The following is an 18917-nucleotide window of genomic DNA, read 5'->3' on the forward strand; positions in this document are numbered from 1 at the left end:
TTCCTTATTTCTTAGCCGTGACTTTCGTCAGCAGCTGGTCAGAAGCGGCAATTTCCACCCCTTTATAATAATGGGCAACGATTTCTTTGTAGCTCTTTCCTTCAACTGCCATGCCGTTTGCGCCGTATTGGCTCATGCCGACTCCATGGCCGTAGCCCTGGGTATTGATGATGATATTGTCTCCTTTGCGTTCCCAGGTAAAGTCTGTTGATTTCAGGCCAAGCTTCTCCCGGATGTCTTTACCGCTGACGACTTTTCCGTTAATATCCACTTTTGCGACCCGCTGGCCGGCTGTGCGTTCAGTTACGGTGCCAATCGTGCTATCATTAGGAAGCTGTACACCCAATTTCCTTTCAAAATCCTGGACTGTGAATACCTCTCTGCCGTTAAACTTCGGAGAATGCAGGTCCCATTTGCTTTCTACACTTTTTAAGTAAGGAACAGAATTTGGCCAGATAGCTTCGGAATTTTCCGTAAAGCCATTGCTTGTTGAAAAGAAGGAGGCTGTAATCGGTGAGCCGTCGAAAGTAAGAATCTGGCCTTGCGTTTCGGTAACGGCTTCTCTTACCTTTTCGATTTTCCACTTATAATCTTGTTTCCATTGCTGTCTCAATTCCTCATCACTTTTATAAACCTGATGGGTTACTGTATCGTAAACTAATGCCCCCTCAGGAAGTTCAACGCTATCTTTATTCATTAACTGCTTCACAATGAATGTCCTGGCTGCCAATGCCTGAGCCTTCAAAGCCTCCTCTTCAAACTCAGCCGGCATTTCCGATGCTACTACTCCGACGATATACTCTTCAAGCGGAACCGTCTCCAGCTTTTTCTGTGCAAGGCGGTAGACCCCTACCTCTATGGCTGGCCCTTGAGGAATTTCTGCCGCTGTCTCTTTTTTCGTCTCAGTCTTAAGCTCCTCGCCAAGTTTCCCGCTGACTTTTCCTTCTGTAAAGGGAATCACAAGCAGGGCGGGAACGATAAGCGTGACGGCAAACAACAGTGCGGCTAGTACGATGAAAGGTTTGAATTTTGTCATGTTTTAAGCCTCCATAGCAAATAAATAATTCGAACTCATTTCATGTTTATGGCTATGGACAAGCTATTATGACAACTTAATGTACCGGACTGCCATTTAATCAATTTATGCTTTACTGCCGCGGATAAATTCAATAAAAGCATTTGAGACGGAGAGATTCAGTGAACTTTCATTAAATACAAGCCATGTTTTCCGGTAAAGCGTTTCACCCTTTAAGTTCAATTCCCATGTGTTTAGATCTGTGCAGCCTTTAAGGCAAATTTCTGGCAGGATTCCATAACCCAGCCCATTCAGAACCATTTCACGGCATGTATCGATAATATCTACTTCCATTGTAATAGTAGGAGGATGGTTAAAGTTTTCCTTCCACCAAAGATCGATAATATTTTTTAAGGATGGATCGGTGTTATAATCTATTCTCGGCAGATATGGAAGCTGTTCTAAATCGATTTTATCGTTTGAAGCAAGGAAGATTCTCTCTTCATCTATTAAAATTTTTGGCCCCTTCCAATCATAAGGATCACGGACGATGCCAATATTCGCTTCTTCTTTATGAACCATTTGGATTACTTCATAGCTGAAGCCGGTTTTTAACTTCAGGTCTACCTGTGGATATTGAATTAGAAATGCAGCCAGTATTTCAGGCAATTTATATCTGGCATACGTTTGTGAGACTCCAAGCCTTAATGCTCCTCTTACCTCACCCTCCATGCTGCTGAGAAAATCCTTCGTTTCCCTTAGCTGATGAATCATCCTATTGGCATATTCCACTAAATATTCCCCTTCAGATGTAAAATCCACTCCTCTCTTTCTTCGTGATAGGATTTTTACAGCAAATTCTTTTTCCAGCTGCTGAATCCTGTACGTCAATGAAGGCTGCGAGATATACAACTGTTCCGCAGCTTTCGTAATATTCCGTTCTTTATGGATTGTCTGCAGGATGAGCCAATCTTTTTCGTCCATTTCTGCCTCCATTGAAATAGAAATTTTTTATCGTTAACAATAAAATATCAATATTTCATTTATTTTACCATTCCCCCTACAATAAAGTTATAAATAGTAAAAATTCGTCGGGAGGTACTTAAAATGGCTAAATATGATGTAGTAGTGGTAGGAGCCGGCAATGCGGCACTATGTGCGGCGATTTCGGCAAAGGAGAATGGGGCAAGCGTCCTGATCCTTGAAAAAGGTCCTGAACATAAGCGCGGAGGCAATTCTTATTTTACAGATGGGGCCATCCGTTTTGCTTATAACGATTTAAGCGATATCAGAAGAATCATGCCCTCATTGACAGATGAAGAAGCCGGTAAAATTGTGATGCCGGAGTACAGTAATTCTGATTATTATAATGATTTAATGAGGGTGACTGAAGGCCAGAGCCATCCGGAGCTGGCAAATCAGCTTGTTTCTAAGTCTTACGAAACAATCGTTTGGATGAAAGAGCAGGGTGTCGAATTTGAACTGAATTATGATAATCAATCATTTAAAAAGGATGACAAAATTCACTTCTGGGGCGGCCTTCCTGTTAAAACTAAGGAAAAAGGAATTGGCTTAATGAAGGCACTTTTCCAGCGTGCTAAGGAAGCAGGGATTGACATATGGTATGAGGCCCAGGCAACAAAGTTATTAACCGAAGACAGCAGAATAACCGGCGCAGTCGTTCAGCAAAAAGAGAAAGAACTTATCGTAGAGGCAAACAGCGTCGTGCTTGCCTGCGGAAGCTTTGAAGCCAATAAAGAAATGCGCTCCAGGAATTTAGGACCTGAGTGGGAAGCAGCTGCTGTCCGGGGCACAGAATTCAATACAGGTGACGGAATCAATATGGCGATTGAGGCTGGAGCCGAAACATTTGGTGAATGGTCAGGATGCCACTCCATTGGTACAGACTATAATGTTCCAAAGGTCGGTGACTTCACAAAGCCAGGCGATATCTTCAAGAAGCATTCATACCCGCTTGGAATCATGCTAAATAAAGAGGGGTACCGCTTTGTGGATGAAGGCGCCGATTTCAGGAACTATACCTATGCAAAATATGGACGCGAAATTTTAAAACAGCCTGGACATGTTGCTTACCAGATCTTTGATAGCCAAGTGAGACCTCTTCTGCGCAAAGAATATAATCTGGAAGAAGCAACTGTTTATCAGGCAGACACGCTCCAGGAATTAGCGGAGCAGCTCCCTGTAGAAAAAGAACAGTTTTTAAAAACCATTCAAGAATATAATGATGCTGTTCAAGATGGTGATTATAATCCGTCTGTCAAAGATGGAAAATCAACATCAGGCATCACTCCTGAAAAAACGAACTGGGCACTGCGGGCTGAGAAAGGACCCTTCTATGCCTTCCCGGTTACATGCGGAATTACCTTTGCCTTTGGCGGACTACATGTTAACACCGATGGAGAAGTACTAAATAAAGAACAGACCCCAATTCCAGGGCTTTTTGCAGCAGGAGAGGTGGTCGGCGGAATCTTTTATAAAAACTATCCAGGCGGATCAGGCTTAATGTCCGGTGCCGTTTATGGCAAAGTCGCCGGAACTCAAGCCGCCTCATTCGCAGTGAATCAATCCAAGGCTTCAATTAAATAACTATAATGGCGTGCTCAGTTAAGTGAGCACGCCATTTTTTTTCAAAATAGAAGAAGAGACAGCCGTAAGCCGCCTCATCCCTGCCAATAAAATGCGAACGCTCCTAAAATAACCCCGATCCAAATCAAAAAGGAAACAGCACCCGCTTTAAGCAAATCTCTCTCACTAAAATGGCCATATGAATAACTGATTAAATGGACAGGCGATTGGGTGATAAAGAAGAAGCCTGGAATACCTGCCAAAAGCACGGCCTTCACCAGGTTCAGAGCTGGGAAGCCGCTTAATGCATCCCCCAGTGAAATAACTAAAGGGAGCATGATGGCCAGGAAACCTAAGACATTCACAAACATGATTCTCATCAATGAAGTTAATAGAATTAAGATCAAAACAGTCATAAACGGAGTCTTCAGGGCAAGGATTGGGGTGAGATACTTAACCAGCAAATCGATGGTGCCTGTACTTAACAGCATCCCTGAGACCATGAGCGTAGAAGCAAAAAACAGAACGATATCCCAATTAATCGATTTTCTTGCCCGCTCCCATTCCCAGACTCCGATTCCCGGGAATATGGTCAGACAGGCGCCCAAAAGTCCAATGAGGGGAATTGAGTATCCATGTATGGCCTGCGTGATCCAAAGAGTAAGTGTAACGCCCATAATCGCAAGCATTTTCTTTTCTCTTGCACTGACCTTTCCCAATTCACTGATTTTGGCTTCAAGCAGACACAGCAAATGCTCTTTGTTCATTTTCTCCGGCGGAAACATGATGATGAATGCCAGACCGAGCAGCACGGCAAAAATAGCGATTGGCACTCCAAAAGTAAGAGTCCATTGCAGAAAATCAATATGATGGCCACTATCGGACAAAAGACTGTAAGCATAGATTGTTGAACTTGCTCCTGTAGCAACAAAAGCACCAGTAATCGGGATCAGATAGGTGATGCCGATGAACAAGGATTTCGCCAGATTGCTTGATTCGTCCATTGACTTTAAGCTTCTGATCAGACTATCAAATACGGAGGAAATAAGACTTGCTTTCCCGACATTGGACGGTACAAGGACCGATAAAATAAAGACAAGGAAAAATGAGATGAAGACAAGCACCTTGCCTGCACCGCGCGACCATTTCAAAATCATTAAGGAAAGCCTGTCGGCTAATCCAGTATCGATAAAGGCTCTTGAGATGATAAATGTAGAAACCAGCAGCCAGACAACATCAGAACTAATATATGCCAGCACCTCTTCATAAGTAAAAAAATGAAAGGAAAACATCAGCATGACTAGTAGTGAGCTGTAGGCCAGGGGAAATACGTTTCCCACCCATAATAGCTGGATGATCACAAGCGCGACGAGCGACTGTACTTTTATATTCCATTGCATCGGGAGGATAAAAAAGAAAAGATACAGCGCGATTGCTATAATCATTAGAAGTTTCTTTTTCATAATGTTTCTCCTTCGGCGTAAACAGGAAAATCCACCATTATTCTGGTGGACTTTCCTGGATCCATATTAAGCAGAGATAGCATCTTTATCATCATTTCTGCTTTTCTTCTTGAACTTATTGATCACAATTGGATAGAACAAAGAAAGTACAGTCAGCACAATCAGTGTAATCGATATTCCGGAAGAAAAGAATATACTTAAGCTGCCGTTAGATGAAGTCAGGGCCATCCGGAAATTCTGCTCCATATCCCCGCCCACAATAATTGCCAGCACCAGAGGGGCAATTGGGAAGTCCATTATTTTCATGAAAAGCCCAATTACGCCAAAAAGAAGCAGCAGGAAATAATCAACGGTGCTATAGCTGAGTGTGTATGTGCCTATAAACGCCAGCATGATGATAAGCGGATATAGAACCTTAGCTGGTGTATCCAGGATTTTCACCAATAAGCCGACAAGGAGAATATTGATGATGACTAATGCGATATTTCCAATAAACATGCTGTTGATCAGGGCCCATACCATTCCAGGATCATTTTCAAAAAGCAAGGGGCCTGGTCTCACTCCCAGCATGATAAGAGCTCCCAGCATGACCGCTGTCGTGCCTGAACCTGGAATTCCCATGGTCAAAAGCGGAATCATTGCCCCAACAGAAGCAGCATTATTGGATGATTCCGGAGCTGCAAGTCCCTCAACAGCACCTTCACCGAACTCCTCAGGCTTCTTTGATAGCTGCTTTTCAGAAGAATAACTCATCATGGAAGCAATCGAACCTCCCGCCCCAGGGAGGACACCAACGATAAATCCTAATGGAGCACTGCGAAGTATCGGCCATTTCGACCTTTTCCATTGTTCCTTGGTAAACCAGATTCTTCCAACCTTTTTCTTTTCTTTTTTTACTTTATCAATAGTTAAAAAGTTATAAAAAACTTCTCCTACTGCATAAACACCAATAATAACAATGAGGAATTCAATACCTTCACTTAAATGGGGAATATCCATTGTAAAACGGTGCACCCCCGTCTGGGGGTCAATTCCAATGGTACTGATCAGAAGACCCAGCGCCATCGCGATGAAGCCTTTCACCATTTTACCGATAGAAAGTGATACAATCGCCGATAATGTTAAAAGCATTAATAGGAAATATTCTGATGGGCCAAATTTTAAAGCGAAGTTTGCCAGCGGCTTTGCCAAAAAGATAAAACCAAAGACCGCCAATACACCGCCGATAAAGGAAGCCACTGCGGAAATGGCCATTGCCTCTCCTGCCTGTCCCTTTTGAGCCATCGGATATCCGTCAAAGGTGGCCGCGATGGCAGATCCATCCCCCGGTGTATTGAGGAGAATCGAACTTCTTGAGCCGCCATACATGGCACCATAATAAATGGCAGCCATTAAAATGATCGCACTTGTCGGGTCCATCCCAAAGGTAATGGGTATTAACACCGCAACAGCTGTAGCTGGCCCCAGGCCTGGGAGCATGCCGACAATCGTGCCTAAAAACCCGCCAATTACAACCCAAAAAATATTCATTGGCTGTAAAACGATCTGGAACCCTTGCAAGAAAGCATCCATGCTAACTTCTCACCTCCATATTTATGGTAAACTCACACCCAATAATTCACTAAAGCCGTACCAGGTTATGAACGAAAATGAAACCGTGACAATGATATTAGCCTTCCACTTCTTCCATCCATTCACATAGAAGAGCAGACATCCCAGAAAAATAATGGTAGAAATCAGAAATCCAAAAGGTTCGAAAATAAAAGCGTAAATCACTCCCAGGGCGATGGTCACTGCTATTAATTTCAATGTTCTCCCCTCAAAAAGCCCCTGGATTTTCCCATTATGTTCATGCAGGGTTTTTAATTCGTTAAAGAGATAGATGACGCTAAGCACCAGCATGAAAATACTTAATCCTATCGGAAAGTATAAAGGCCCGTTTGGGTTTCCGAGATTTGCCTTTGGAATAGCGAATGAGCTGATTAAAAAGAAACCGGCAATGATGATCATTAACAAAGGCATTCCTATTTTTACGGCTTTCATCCCATCGCTCCCTTACTTAACCAATCCAGAATCATTGATCAGATCTTTGTATAACTTCTCCTGTTCATCAAAAAACGCTTTGGTTTCTTCACTATTTTGATAGAAGTCATCCCAGTCATTATTCTCAAGCAGCTTCTTCCATTCATCCGTTTTAACCATTTCCGTTAACTTCTCATCCCAATATTTGATTTCTTCTTCAGTCATGTCAGGCGGGCCCATAATACCTCTCCAGTGAGGAAAGACCATATCTATTCCTTCTTCCTGGAGTGTAGGCACATCTTCGAGCTCTTCCAATGTCTTATCAGAGGATACAGTCAAGATTCTAAGCTTTCCAGCCAAGTGCTGATCCTTAACCTCTGATAACGATGTGGTTACAGCATCCACATGGTTCCCCATCAAAGCGGTAACCACATCTCCCCCGCCACCATCATAAACAAGGAAATTCAAATCTGCTGGTGTGATCCCTTTCATGTCTGCAACCTGTACAAATGCCAGATGGTCATCATTTCCTAATCCAGGGCCAACTCCGATTTTAATGGACTTTGGATCCTTCTTGATCTGGTCCATTAAGTCATTGATGGATTTATATGGAGAATCAACCGATACGGCAATTGCCTGCCATTCAGTGGCCAGAGTTGCTAACGGAGTAAATTCTTTGTGCGTCAGCTTACTTTGTCCCAGTAAATTATTCGTCAGGAGCAAACTCGAATTTACTGCAAGGTTATGAGAGTCTTTGCTGTGCAGATAGTTCCAGCCCACCTCACCGCCGCCTCCCGGCTTATTAATGACATTTACATTACTCTTGACTAGTTTGTTATCTTTTAAGATTTTCTGTACGGATCGGGCAGTCAAATCCCATCCTCCACCCGGAGATGCAGGGGCTACAATTTCAATGTTCTTAGAAGGGTAATCTGCACTGTTAGATGCTTTACCTGATGAACATGCCGAAAGCAATACTACAGATAATATTAATATTCCAAGTTTTTTCATGGTATCCACTCCTTATAAGTTATTTATTCTGAATTTATAATAAATTCTAAATACCATAGTGTAAACGTTTTCAAAAAAATGTCCATATAAACCTTTATATGCATTTTGTTCATTATGTTCATATGTTCATTGGTTCACATATTTATAAAAAAAAGAAAAAGCCCTGATCACTCGGACCTTTCCTCATCCTTCTTTTATGTAATAATTTCGTTCCGGCCGTCCTACAATTCCATACTCCTGCTCCACATACGCTTTATTGGCACTTACCAAATATTCAAGATACCTTCTGGCCGTAGTCCTGGATGCGCCCATTTTTTCGCCAACCTTGTCAGCGGACATGCCTTTCGTCTCTTTCTTTAGTATTTGCCTTACTTTGTTTAAGGTAAGGTAGTCAATTCCTGCAGGCAAATCAAGTTTATCCTCTTTCACCTTGCGGCTTCCAAATAACCGGTCAATGGCATCCTGATTTACTTCCGCTATTGAGTCCAGGATCTGCTTATCTTGCCTATATTTCTCAAGTGTTCCGATCAAGGTCTCCATTGTTACCGGCTTAATCAAATAGTTATGGACGCCAAATTTCAAGGCTTTTTGCAAATATTCTTTTTCTCTGGCGGCTGATATCAAAATAACATCCAGTGTGGGGAACTTTTCACGGATTTCCAGCAGCAGGTCTGTTCCCAATCTATCCGGCATATATATGTCCAGCAGCAGCAAATCCACTTGATGGACGTTCAATAAATTCATGGTTTCCCTAGCATTTAAGGCCTTCCCGACTAACTTCATGCCCTTAACCCTTGATAAAAATTCTTCATGGATTTGCGCAATTCGGAAATCATCCTCAGCAATTACAACATTGATTACCCCACTCAAATTCCCCCTTTATAAGAGATAATCATTTTGGCAAGTAGACAGTGAACACCGTACCATTTTCTTCATTACTGTCAAATTCAATCATTCCGCCTAATGATCGTGCTTCATCGTTTACATTCCCAAGTCCATATCCTCTATGTTTTCCCTTAGAAGAAAAACCGGTTTGAAAAATAAACGGCTTATCCTCATCCTTAATTCCCTTGCCGTTGTCATTGATTTCAAAAATTACGTCATTTCCGATATCTGTCACAAAGAAATGAACCATCTTTTCTTCTTTTTCTGCAACGGCATCAAATGCATTATTAATGAGATTTCCCAAAATAATGATCAGGGAAGATAGCTTGAATTTTTCCGGTAGGGATTCCAGCGAGCTTTCTGGGTCAATAACAAAATTTATCTTCTTTTCCGATGCCTGCGCCATTTTCCCTAATAGGATGGCCTGGACTTTTTCATCCTGTATTTTCGATAGTAATAAATCTTCCTCTATTGAATGGATATGTGCCTCATTTTTAATAAACTCAATCGCTTCCCTCTTCTTATTCAGCTGAAGAAGGCCGAGAATGGCATACAGCTTATTGGTGAATTCATGAGCTTGAGCTCTCAGGTCATCGGAATACTGCCTAACCTCAGATAGGGCATCAATCATATGCTTAATCTCTGTCCGATCACGAAAGCTTCCGACCATCCCTTTCTTTTGTTCTTCTTCAATAATTGGCTCAGTGCTGACGATCATAATTTTTTCTTTGTATTGTATTTCAACATTCATTTGTTTTTCATTGTTTGAAAGGATCTTTAACATTTCTGAGGAGTCAATTACTTCAGTTAAGGGCCGACCTTCTGCCTGTGCCTCAATATCCAGCATATGCTGTGCAGACGAGTTCATCATGGTGATAACTCCTTGTGCATCCACAGCAATGATTCCCTCTCGCACCGATTGCAGGATTGCATTTCTTTCTCTGAACAAAGCGGCAATTTCATATGGTTCCAGATTGAGAGTATCTTTGCGAATGCTGTTGGCCAATAGGAAGCTTCCAAAAATCCCCATGATTAAGATTAATACGGAGGCCTTTAGAATCTTTGCGATGTCGTCCCAAATAGAAATATATATCGCATCCATTTCATATAAAACAACGACTGTACCCTCCACTTTTTTATATGGCCCATAATCCACCATAACTGGGGCAATCGCTTTAAGCACCTTTCTGCCGTTTTCCGTTGTTTGGAGTACGTAATAGCTCCCATAAGTAAGCGCTTTATCTGCATTGTCATTATTCAGCATTTTATATAAACCCTGTTCATCTGTTGAAGCAATCAGCCTCCCATCACGGCCCTGAAAAAATACAGTCATGGGCTTGGATTGATATTTAATCTGGTCCATCAATATATTGATATTTTCATATTCGCCGCCATGCCGAAAAAAGTCTTGCAGGGCAGGCATATAAGACAGGGTCTTGGCCGTTTCCAAGGAAATTTCCCTCGCCTTTACCACATCATCAGCCTGCTTCATATAAATAAATAGACCTGATAAAGAAGTGATGATAAATATAATCAGCATAAGGACCAATCCCAGAATTTTCACCTTCAATGAAACCTTTAGGAATTTTTTCATGATATCTTCATTAGCTGTTCACTATATCCCATCTTTTTCTATTATATTAGTATAAATATTCAAAATTATCCATGAATATTTCTTACTAGTCGGCCAATAAGAAAAGCGCAAGCGCCTTCGGAAAAAGCCAAAAGCGCTTGTTCCTGCGAAGAACACCCAAGGAAGCTTCCCTTAGGTGCTCACCCCCGACAAGCACAACAAGTCGAGCCTCTCGGAAAGGCGTTGGGGGGCTCGGATTGTGACCTCGCTGGAACTAGATAGTTATCAACGTTCAAATGTTATTCTTATCAGAAATTAAAAACCGCAGAATCGATTCGTCAGTCCTCTGACAGCTCGATTCTGCGGTTTCAGTTTGAAATGCGCGCAAGGCGACTATTTTGACGACTTGCAGGTGGCCGCCTTGATTGGCATTACTTACGCGTTCATGTCAGAAACAATGCTGCTATTAACAGGTGTTTCTTCCACTTCTGTCACACGTTCGATATCTGCACCGAGTGCAGCAAGCTTTTCGTGGAAATTCACGTATCCGCGGTCAAGATGCTTCAGCTCTGTTACGCGTGTTACGCCATCTGCCACCAATCCAGTCAGGATCAACGCAGCGGCTGCACGAAGATCTGTAGCAGCTACTTCTGCACCCTGCAGATTGCTTGGTCCGTTCATAATGACAGAACGGCCTTCAATTTTAATATCAGCGTTCATGCGGCGGAATTCCTCCACATGCATGAATCGGTTTTCGAATACAGTTTCCGTGATTACACTTGTACCCTGAGCATGAAGCAATAGGGCCATCATCTGTGATTGCATGTCTGTCGGGAAGCCAGGGTGAGGCATTGTTTTAATATCAGCTGCCTTTAATTTATCTGGACCCAGTACACGAATTCCTTCAGCTTCTTCGATGAAGGTAACACCCATTTCTTCCATCTTGGCGATCAAAGAAGCGGAATGCTCAGGAACAGCACCCTTTACAAGAACGTCTCCGCCTGTAATGGCAGCTGCTACCATGAATGTACCTGCTTCAATGCGGTCAGGAATGATGTTGTGCTCTGCACCAAACAGTACGTCCACGCCTTCAATGCGGATCGTGCCAGTTCCTGCCCCTTTAACCTTGGCACCCATTTTATTCAGGAAGTTAGCTAAGTCAACAATTTCCGGTTCCTTTGCTACGTTTTCCAAAATCGTTGTGCCTTTGGCTAATGTTGCAGCCATCATAATGTTTTCCGTAGCACCAACACTAGGGAAATCGAGATATATTTTTGCTCCATGCAAGCGGCCTTCTGGTGCTTCCGCTTCAATAAAGCCATTACCAACCTTTACTTTCGCACCCATCGCTTCAAAGCCTTTTAAATGCTGATCGATCGGGCGGGAACCAATTGCGCAGCCCCCTGGCAATGCCACACGGGCACGGCCATTTCTTGCTAATAAAGATCCCATGACTAAAACTGAAGCACGCATTTTGCGTACATATTCAAAAGGTGCTTCTACCTTCAACTCTCGAGATGCATTTACTGTTACTGTATTATTTTCAAACTCCACTTCGGCGTTTAAATAGCGTAATACTTCATTAATAGTATATACATCGGAGAGTGTTGGGACATCACGAATTACGCTTTTGCCATCACTTGCTAACAGTGTTGCGGCGATAACCGGTAAGACAGCGTTTTTTGCTCCTTCTACTTTGACAGTACCGCTTAACCTATTTCCGCCGCGGACGATGATTTTATCCAAAGTGTATTCCCCTCCGCGTCCAATTTCTCTATATTAATATTCAATCGTAATGATGGGTGTGCCAATAACTATGTTTGTCTTGGCGCCCATTCCTTGTGTCCGTAATCCAAGCTGCATGTTCATTTTATTGCCATTTGTCTCAATGGATTCACCAAAAAGCGGTGAATTTGCTGATGCTGAAATAAATTGGTCTTCTTTTATTGCTTCTATTTCCGTTGCATTAAAAGCTGCCAGCAATTGAGCTGCAGTATCAGGCAAAGACTTATTCATCTTATCATTGAATTCACCCTGGATACAAGAGAAAATTGTGGCATTTCCTCGAAAAATGTCAGAAATCTTACTATTCAGTTCTGCAGCCAGTTCGCTTTGTTCTTTCTTCCACCCCTGACCTTTGGCCTCATAAATCACATACGTCTGAACTTGACCTTTTGTGGGGGTCGATAAAACTTTTACTGCTTCTGACTGAGTATCTGTTTTCATAATAATAGCTTCTGCTTCCCAAGCCTTTTCTGATCTTTGAAAGCTCCATTCCCAATCAGGATATTTCGACTGCAATTCATCGGTGAATGCTTTCACTTCCTGAAGGGTTTGAAGGTTTTCCATTTTTTCTCTCGCATGCAAAGTCCAATTCTTGATTAAAATATTCTCGCCCTGTAAAACCGAGGCCATCGTTAACAGGTCAAGCTCCCCTTTGGCTACAGTCGTCTTATTCCCAATGTTTATCATCATGAAACCAATAATGGCAATAATGGATAATGTCATGAATAATTTTTTCATCTCTAAACTCCTCCCCTTAGTACCATTGTTACCAAGGATAGAGAGAGCATACTTGGGAATTGTCGTCACTTTTTGACAAACTGAAAAGGCAGCAAAATCACTGTTAACTCCGATGTTATTCCTGCCCTTTTTTGCATACTTTGAAAACCATTTCACAAACTAGTATGTATGCAGGAAAACAAGCAACAAAAAGATTTTACTCAATAATTATCAAAATGAAAACATGTATGAAGACCTATATTTATAAAAAATATGGCCATCAAATGCATCTCCTAAAGAAAGGTGATGTTCTGCAGAATAAGCGGCAGCTGCTGGGACCATAGAAGATAATCGAGAAAGAAATTGCTTACGGCTGATCCAATCACAATGGAAAGCAGAACATACAGTACTCTTGCCTGAAAAACATGATTCGCCCGCAATAGCGTTTCAAACTGCAGTGCCTGAAGCGCCCACCAGGCCAGCGCAATAAACACCAGATGAGACATAATGCTGATAAGTGCCTGTTGCCCAAATCCTGATACCATCTTCTTCCCTCCCTTAACAATTTGCCACGTCGCTTACCTGTTTTGTGCGCTACAATACCATTTGACGTTTATCTTACCAGGTAAGTTTCATGACTGTATATTTTTTGAAAATTAAGTTTCTTTCTTTTTCGCAGTTTGTATGTCTATTATATCGAATTGTCGAAAAAACACGAAGTGTAAACAGGGGCAAACAAAAAGAGGGGTAAATTCCCCCTCTTATTAATACCCCTTTTGTCCCCTTTTTGTAAAAGCTTTTTTATAATCCCCATCCTATAAAGCGATTTTACCTTACTGAAAGAAATCAGTGAACTGATTGAAATTGCCCTGCAGGAAGTCAAATGCGATATTCGGTGCAACTCCAAATAGGATTGTTGCTGCCAGGCTAATGCCGATAACAGCTGTTAATGCAGCTGGGATCTTAACCTTCCCTGTATCACCTGCTGGCCTGAAGAACATTTGCACCATTACGCCGAAGTAATAGAAGTATGAAACAACTGTTGTCGCAATCATTATCGATACTAATACATAATGCCCTTCACTCGGCACTAATGCACCCATAAAGATATTCAGTTTGCCAATAAATCCGGCTGTTCCCGGAATTCCTGCAAGCGAGAGCAGGAAGATGGCCATGGCAATGGCCAGGAACGGAGCGCGGCGGTATAGGCCGGCAAATTGGCTGATATCTTCAGAGCCCGATTTATGTGTTACATGCTGGATGATCGCAAAAGCACCCAAGTTCATGAATAAGTAGGCTCCCAGATAAAACCAGAGTGTATCAAACATGAACAATGACATGCTCGCAATGACGACCAGCAGATAACCAGCCTGTGCGATACTGGAATAGGCAAACAAACGCTTGATATTCCGCTGTCTTAACGCAATCAGGTTCCCAATAATCATCGTGGCGCCGGCCAGGAAGGCTATGTAATCCTGGAGAGCAAGAATCATCGGCAGCCCCTGAGCCTCACCGGATGGTGCATTCGCAAAGATTGAGAACAGGATGCGGATTATAATGATGAACCCGGCTGTTTTGGAAACTACACTTAAAAAAGCTGTTACAGGTGTTGGTGCGCCCTGGTACACATCAGGCGCCCACATATGGAACGGTGCTGCTGCCAACTTGAAGGATAGCCCCACCACAATCATAAAGAACGCAAGGCCAAGCAGGTAAATATGCTGCTCGTTATAGATGGATGGCAAAAATCCTGCCATTTCCTTTAAGTTCGTAGTTCCAGTTAAACCGTATACATAACTCATTCCAAACAAAGTGATCGCTGTGGCGATACTGCCATTTATTACATATTTCATGGCAGATTCATTTGAATGCAGATTTCTTTTTCTCATGCCTGCCAGAATATAAGACGAGATGGAAAGAAGCTCAAGTCCCACAAACAGGGTGATTAAGTCTCCGCTTGAAGACATGATCATCGCTCCAAGCAATGCAGCCATGAATAGATAGAAAAATTCCCCCCTGAACTCTTCCAATCCTTCATTTGGCTCATAGCCAATGGCAATCAGCAGTACCATTGCCGATCCGATCAAAAGCAGCAGCTTAAAAGCATTTGCAAATGAATCAAGCCTGAATGTATCAAGCAAAATGGATTCCGGGCCGTGTCCGATAAGGCCAAGTAAAGAAACAAGTGCTGCCAGAACTCCGGCAAAGCCGACCCAGCCGAGAATTTTACGGCTTTGTGATTTCGGCATAAACAAATCCATTAGTGAAAGAGCGGTCGCAACACCAAGGATGATGAACTCCGGCGTCATAATGCCCCATTCATATGATAATAATGTTTCGAGATCCATCCTTCATCACCCTCCTATCCCCAGCATGATCGTTTCAAGTGTTGATGTCAGCGGTTCGCTCAGTACACTCGGATAAACACCAATCAGGACAATTAAGCCGACTAATACCAGGACAGGCACAAACTCAAACTTCCTCATATCCGTTACGCCGGCAAAATCTCTAAGCGCTTTGCCGTATGTGATGCCCAGTACCGCGCGAAGCAGGTAAACAGCTGTCATAATGATTCCGATCGCACCGACTGCGGCAAGAATCGGCATTTCTTTAAACAGGCCAAGGAAGGCCATAAATTCACTTACAAACCCAGACATGCCAGGCAGGCCAAGTGAGGCCATAGCCCCTGTAAGCAGGAAGCCTGCTGTAAGCGGCATCCCTTTTGCCAAACCTCCGAGATTTTGAATATTGGATGTTTGAACGCGTTCATAGAAAACACCAACAAGGAAGAATAAAAGTGCTGCGATTAAACCGTGGGAAACAACCTGGAAAATCGCCCCCTGGATTCCTGCCTCATTTAATGCGCCTAACCCGATTAAAACGATTCCCATGTGGGAAATAGAGGAGTAGGCAAGCACCATTTTAAAATCGGTCTGAACAAATGCCAGAAATGCTCCATACAGTAAATTCACGACTCCGAGCACAGCCAGCCATACAGCAATACTTTGGAATTGCTCAGGAAATATTCCCATACCAAAGCGGATTAAACCGAAGGCACCAATTTTCAAAAGCACTCCGGCATGCAGCATGACTATTGATGGCGGAGCTTGTACGTGCACCCTTACCATCCAGCTGTGCAGCGGGAATATAGGAAGCTTCACTCCAAACGCAATTAAAAGCGCAATCAGCATGCCCATTTTCATATTTTCAGAGATTGGCGCAACTAGCTGCGGATTATCCGCGTTCATTGCGGCCATCAAAGCATCAATATTAGCTGTGCCAGTACGGGCAAACAGCACCATAATGACAATCAGCAGCACAGCAGATCCGAGACCGTTATAGATCAGGAAGCTGTAAGCGGCATTTTCCTTTTCAAAGTAACCCCATTTCCCGATCAGGAAGAAGGTCGGAATCAAGGTGATTTCAAAGAAAATAAAGAAAAGAATCAGGTTTTCAGCCGCAAATACACCAAGCATGCCGACTTCAAGCAGCAGGAACAGCATGAAGTAGCCCTTCCATTCTTTTTTAATATGAATAGAAGCAATAGCTGCCAGTGTAGAAAGCACAGCAGTGAGCACAACCATGATTAATGAAAATCCATCCAGCCCCAGTTCATAATCAATGGAAAAAAGGTTGCCCAGCTGGCCGGAATCTCCAAACTGAATCCAGCTGACTTTTTCATTCAGCTGTTCCAGACTTGCACCTGCCCGGTATTGAAAATAGGCTATCAGCGCCAATATCAGTGCCGGAATGGTAGCCAAAAATCCTACGGTCTTGATCAATGTTTCCTGTGTTTTCGACAGGAATGATAATACTAAAATACCAAGGAGCGGGGAGAAAACTAAAATGGATAGAAAATACGCTAAGTTCATTTTAAGTACCCCCCCGTAAACGCATAGATGACAACTAAAATAGCAAGCCCGACAAACGCTGCTGTTCCGTATGTCTGAATCTGGCCATTTTGAAATTTAGAACCCAGTCTTCCGAGTGCAGACGTGATTCCAGTAACGCTCTTCACGAGTCCTTCAACCAGGAACACTTCCAGGAATCGCAGAAATGAGCTAATGAATTTCGCACCATTCACCACTGTCAGCGAATAGAATTCATCAATATAGTATTTATTGTACAGAACGTTGTATGAAAGCGGCATTCTGCTTGTAAGCCAGTCACGGGCAAGCGAACGTTTGCCGTACATTAGCCAGGCAAGGAAAATTCCAAGCAGGGATACAGCAGTGGCGACAATCATTATCCATGCAGGTCCCTCAATATGGCCATGGCCCAGAGCATGGTTATCTTCCACGAGCCAATCACCAAGAAACGTACCAAACCATGGCGTATTCACATATCCAGCCACTACAGCCAGCACTCCTAGGACCACCATTGGCAGCGTCATTACACCAGGCGACTCGTGAACATTTTTCATATCGGTTCTTGCTTCACCAGCGAAAACCATAAAAAACAGACGGAACATATAAAATGCCGTAAAGAACGCAGCAATCACCGCTAGCCAGAACAGTACTGTATTCCCATGCGCCCAGGCAGCAATTAAAATCTCATCTTTACTGAAGAACCCTGAAAATAATGGAACCCCGCTAATCGCCAGTGTCCCAATCAGGAATAGAGGGCCAGTCACGCGCAGCTTTTTCCATAATCCGCCCATATGTTCAATATTCTGTGTATGAACCGCGTGGATGACACTTCCGGCTGCAAGAAACAGCAAGGCCTTGAAAAAGGCATGTGTTATTAAATGGAATACACCGGCTACATATCCGGCAGAACCGAGCGCCAGCATCATATAGCCAAGCTGGCTGACGGTTGAATAAGCGAGCACCCGCTTTATATCCTTTTGGACCAGGCCGATGCTTGCCGCAAAAATGGCTGTGAATGCCCCAATTACAGCAACAGTCATCAGTGCTGTTTCACTTGCTGTAAACAGCGGGAACAGCGCTGCCACTAAATACACACCTGCCGCTACCATTGTCGCAGCATGGATTAATGCGGAGACCGGCGTCGGTCCTTCCATTGCGTCCGGAAGCCAGGTATGCAGCGGGAATTGGCCCGATTTACCGACAGCCCCTACAAAGATAAGAATGGCTGTTAACGTAATCATTGTGCCAGAAATGGCACCAGCTTCAACAGCTGCAAAAATTTCATCATACTCAAAGCTGCCAGCCTGCCAGAATAATAGAATCATTCCGATCAAAAGGCCGACGTCCCCAATACGGGTCATGATAAATGCTTTTTTAGCCGCAGCCTTTGCTTCCTCTTTGTAAAAATAGAAACCGATCAGCAGGAAGGAACCAAGTCCGACAAGTTCCCAGAAGAAGTACGTCTGAAGCAGATTAGGCGAGATGACAAGGCCCAGCATGGCAAATGTAAATAACCCTAAATAAGCATAGAAAACAGGGAAGCGGTCATCACCCTGCATATACCCTTTCGAATACGTATGTACCAGGAAACTGACAAGCGATACAATTACCAGCATCAATGCATTTAACTGATTAACTTCAAAACCCGCTGTTAACTGAACATCCCCTATAGTCAGCCAAACGCCTTCTGCTTTAAAAGTTGGTGCCGAAAACCGGTCAAATAGCACCAATATTGAATAGACAAGCGATGCCAGTGTAAACAGAATTCCTATATAAGCACTCGCTTCTTTTAGCCGTTTGCCGAATAAAATAAGGAACAAAAACGATAAAAGCGGGAAAAGCGGTATGATCCATGCATTCTCCATCATTATCACAATCCCCTTTTTGAACACACCCTAATGCTTGGCGTGTCAGATTGGGACCTTTTTTCAGGTCCATAAAGGCGGCGCCATATATGGCAGCCTTCACTACTCTCTATTCTCAGCCAGTCC

General features: G+C 43.1%; 15 protein-coding genes. 1 reads left to right on the forward strand and 14 read right to left on the reverse strand.

The window, feature by feature from the left end:
- Positions 1-4: 4 nt before the first annotated feature.
- Both spoIID and NR125_RS25510 read right to left on the reverse strand, forming a co-directional pair.
- The gene (gene spoIID / locus NR125_RS25505) at positions 5-1036 is read right to left on the reverse strand and encodes a stage II sporulation protein D (protein ID WP_019380633.1); all 1032 of its coding nucleotides are present in this window, start codon (positions 1034-1036) and stop codon (positions 5-7) included.
- Positions 1037-1141: 105 nt separating this feature from the next.
- Positions 1142-1999, reverse strand: a complete 858-nt coding sequence (locus NR125_RS25510; RefSeq protein WP_071157178.1) for a LysR family transcriptional regulator — start codon at positions 1997-1999, stop codon at positions 1142-1144.
- Positions 2000-2122: 123 nt separating this feature from the next.
- Between NR125_RS25510 and tcuA the strand changes: the two genes are divergently transcribed.
- Entirely contained in the window at positions 2123-3622 is a 1500-nt protein-coding gene (tcuA, locus tag NR125_RS25515) for an FAD-dependent tricarballylate dehydrogenase TcuA (protein WP_256816393.1), read from the forward strand.
- A 74-nt stretch (positions 3623-3696) separates the two neighbouring features.
- Here tcuA and NR125_RS25520 read toward each other — a convergent pair whose 3' ends face one another.
- The 12 genes from NR125_RS25520 to nuoL all read right to left on the reverse strand — a co-directional run bounded on the left by NR125_RS25520 (position 3697) and on the right by nuoL (position 18794).
- Positions 3697-5064 carry an SLC13 family permease gene (locus NR125_RS25520; RefSeq protein WP_071157174.1) on the reverse strand — a complete coding sequence of 456 codons (1368 nt, stop codon included), beginning with the start codon at positions 5062-5064 and terminating at the stop codon, positions 3697-3699.
- Between the two features lie 66 nt (positions 5065-5130).
- Positions 5131-6636, reverse strand: a complete 1506-nt coding sequence (locus NR125_RS25525; protein ID WP_009332187.1) for a tripartite tricarboxylate transporter permease — start codon at positions 6634-6636, stop codon at positions 5131-5133.
- A 21-nt stretch (positions 6637-6657) separates the two neighbouring features.
- Positions 6658-7107 carry a tripartite tricarboxylate transporter TctB family protein gene (locus NR125_RS25530; RefSeq protein ID WP_009332188.1) on the reverse strand — a complete coding sequence of 150 codons (450 nt, stop codon included), beginning with the start codon at positions 7105-7107 and terminating at the stop codon, positions 6658-6660.
- A 12-nt stretch (positions 7108-7119) separates the two neighbouring features.
- Positions 7120-8097, reverse strand: a complete 978-nt coding sequence (locus NR125_RS25535; protein WP_019380628.1) for a tripartite tricarboxylate transporter substrate binding protein — start codon at positions 8095-8097, stop codon at positions 7120-7122.
- Between the two features lie 183 nt (positions 8098-8280).
- Complete coding sequence (locus tag NR125_RS25540) at positions 8281-8967, reverse strand: response regulator (protein ID WP_192907953.1); 687 nt, start codon at positions 8965-8967, stop codon at positions 8281-8283.
- 22 nt (positions 8968-8989) lie between these two features.
- Positions 8990-10576 (reverse strand): sensor histidine kinase, encoded by a 1587-nt coding sequence (locus NR125_RS25545; protein WP_071157171.1) that lies wholly within the window; start codon positions 10574-10576, stop codon positions 8990-8992.
- A gap of 414 nt (positions 10577-10990) precedes the next feature.
- Positions 10991-12301 carry a UDP-N-acetylglucosamine 1-carboxyvinyltransferase gene (gene murA / locus NR125_RS25550; RefSeq protein WP_009332192.1) on the reverse strand — a complete coding sequence of 437 codons (1311 nt, stop codon included), beginning with the start codon at positions 12299-12301 and terminating at the stop codon, positions 10991-10993.
- Between the two features lie 33 nt (positions 12302-12334).
- The gene (locus NR125_RS25555) at positions 12335-13078 is read right to left on the reverse strand and encodes a YwmB family TATA-box binding protein (protein WP_009332193.1); all 744 of its coding nucleotides are present in this window, start codon (positions 13076-13078) and stop codon (positions 12335-12337) included.
- Between the two features lie 272 nt (positions 13079-13350).
- Complete coding sequence (locus NR125_RS25560; RefSeq protein ID WP_256816394.1) at positions 13351-13602, reverse strand: DUF1146 family protein; 252 nt, start codon at positions 13600-13602, stop codon at positions 13351-13353.
- Positions 13603-13890: 288 nt separating this feature from the next.
- Positions 13891-15405: an NADH-quinone oxidoreductase subunit NuoN gene (nuoN, locus tag NR125_RS25565; RefSeq protein WP_256816395.1), complete on the reverse strand. Its 1515-nt coding sequence runs from the start codon at positions 15403-15405 to the stop codon at positions 13891-13893.
- A gap of 6 nt (positions 15406-15411) precedes the next feature.
- Positions 15412-16929 (reverse strand): NADH-quinone oxidoreductase subunit M, encoded by a 1518-nt coding sequence (locus NR125_RS25570; protein ID WP_256816396.1) that lies wholly within the window; start codon positions 16927-16929, stop codon positions 15412-15414.
- Positions 16926-18794 (reverse strand): NADH-quinone oxidoreductase subunit L, encoded by a 1869-nt coding sequence (gene nuoL, locus NR125_RS25575; RefSeq protein WP_256816398.1) that lies wholly within the window; start codon positions 18792-18794, stop codon positions 16926-16928. The genes NR125_RS25570 and nuoL overlap by 4 nt, the downstream gene beginning before the upstream one ends.
- Positions 18795-18917: the final 123 nt, after the last annotated feature.

Origin of the sequence: Cytobacillus sp. Bac17 (assembly GCF_024519925.1) — a bacterium.
Classification (GTDB): domain Bacteria; phylum Bacillota; class Bacilli; order Bacillales; family Cytobacillaceae; genus Cytobacillus; species Cytobacillus pseudoceanisediminis.

Excerpts from the sequence above, each read along its gene's own strand:
- spoIID (WP_019380633.1), bottom strand. The coding sequence starts at position 1,036 with ATGACAAAATTCAAACCTTTCATCGTACTAGCCGCACTGTTGTTTGCC.
- NR125_RS25510 (WP_071157178.1), bottom strand. The coding sequence starts at position 1,999 with ATGGACGAAAAAGATTGGCTCATCCTGCAGACAATCCATAAAGAACGG.
- tcuA (WP_256816393.1), top strand. The coding sequence starts at position 2,123 with ATGGCTAAATATGATGTAGTAGTGGTAGGAGCCGGCAATGCGGCACTA.
- NR125_RS25520 (WP_071157174.1), bottom strand. The coding sequence starts at position 5,064 with ATGAAAAAGAAACTTCTAATGATTATAGCAATCGCGCTGTATCTTTTC.
- NR125_RS25525 (WP_009332187.1), bottom strand. The coding sequence starts at position 6,636 with ATGGATGCTTTCTTGCAAGGGTTCCAGATCGTTTTACAGCCAATGAAT.
- NR125_RS25530 (WP_009332188.1), bottom strand. The coding sequence starts at position 7,107 with ATGAAAGCCGTAAAAATAGGAATGCCTTTGTTAATGATCATCATTGCC.
- NR125_RS25535 (WP_019380628.1), bottom strand. The coding sequence starts at position 8,097 with ATGAAAAAACTTGGAATATTAATATTATCTGTAGTATTGCTTTCGGCA.
- NR125_RS25545 (WP_071157171.1), bottom strand. The coding sequence starts at position 10,576 with ATGAAAAAATTCCTAAAGGTTTCATTGAAGGTGAAAATTCTGGGATTG.
- NR125_RS25555 (WP_009332193.1), bottom strand. The coding sequence starts at position 13,078 with ATGAAAAAATTATTCATGACATTATCCATTATTGCCATTATTGGTTTC.
- NR125_RS25560 (WP_256816394.1), bottom strand. The coding sequence starts at position 13,602 with ATGGTATCAGGATTTGGGCAACAGGCACTTATCAGCATTATGTCTCAT.
- nuoN (WP_256816395.1), bottom strand. The coding sequence starts at position 15,405 with ATGGATCTCGAAACATTATTATCATATGAATGGGGCATTATGACGCCG.
- NR125_RS25570 (WP_256816396.1), bottom strand. The coding sequence starts at position 16,929 with ATGAACTTAGCGTATTTTCTATCCATTTTAGTTTTCTCCCCGCTCCTT.
- nuoL (WP_256816398.1), bottom strand. The coding sequence starts at position 18,794 with ATGATGGAGAATGCATGGATCATACCGCTTTTCCCGCTTTTATCGTTT.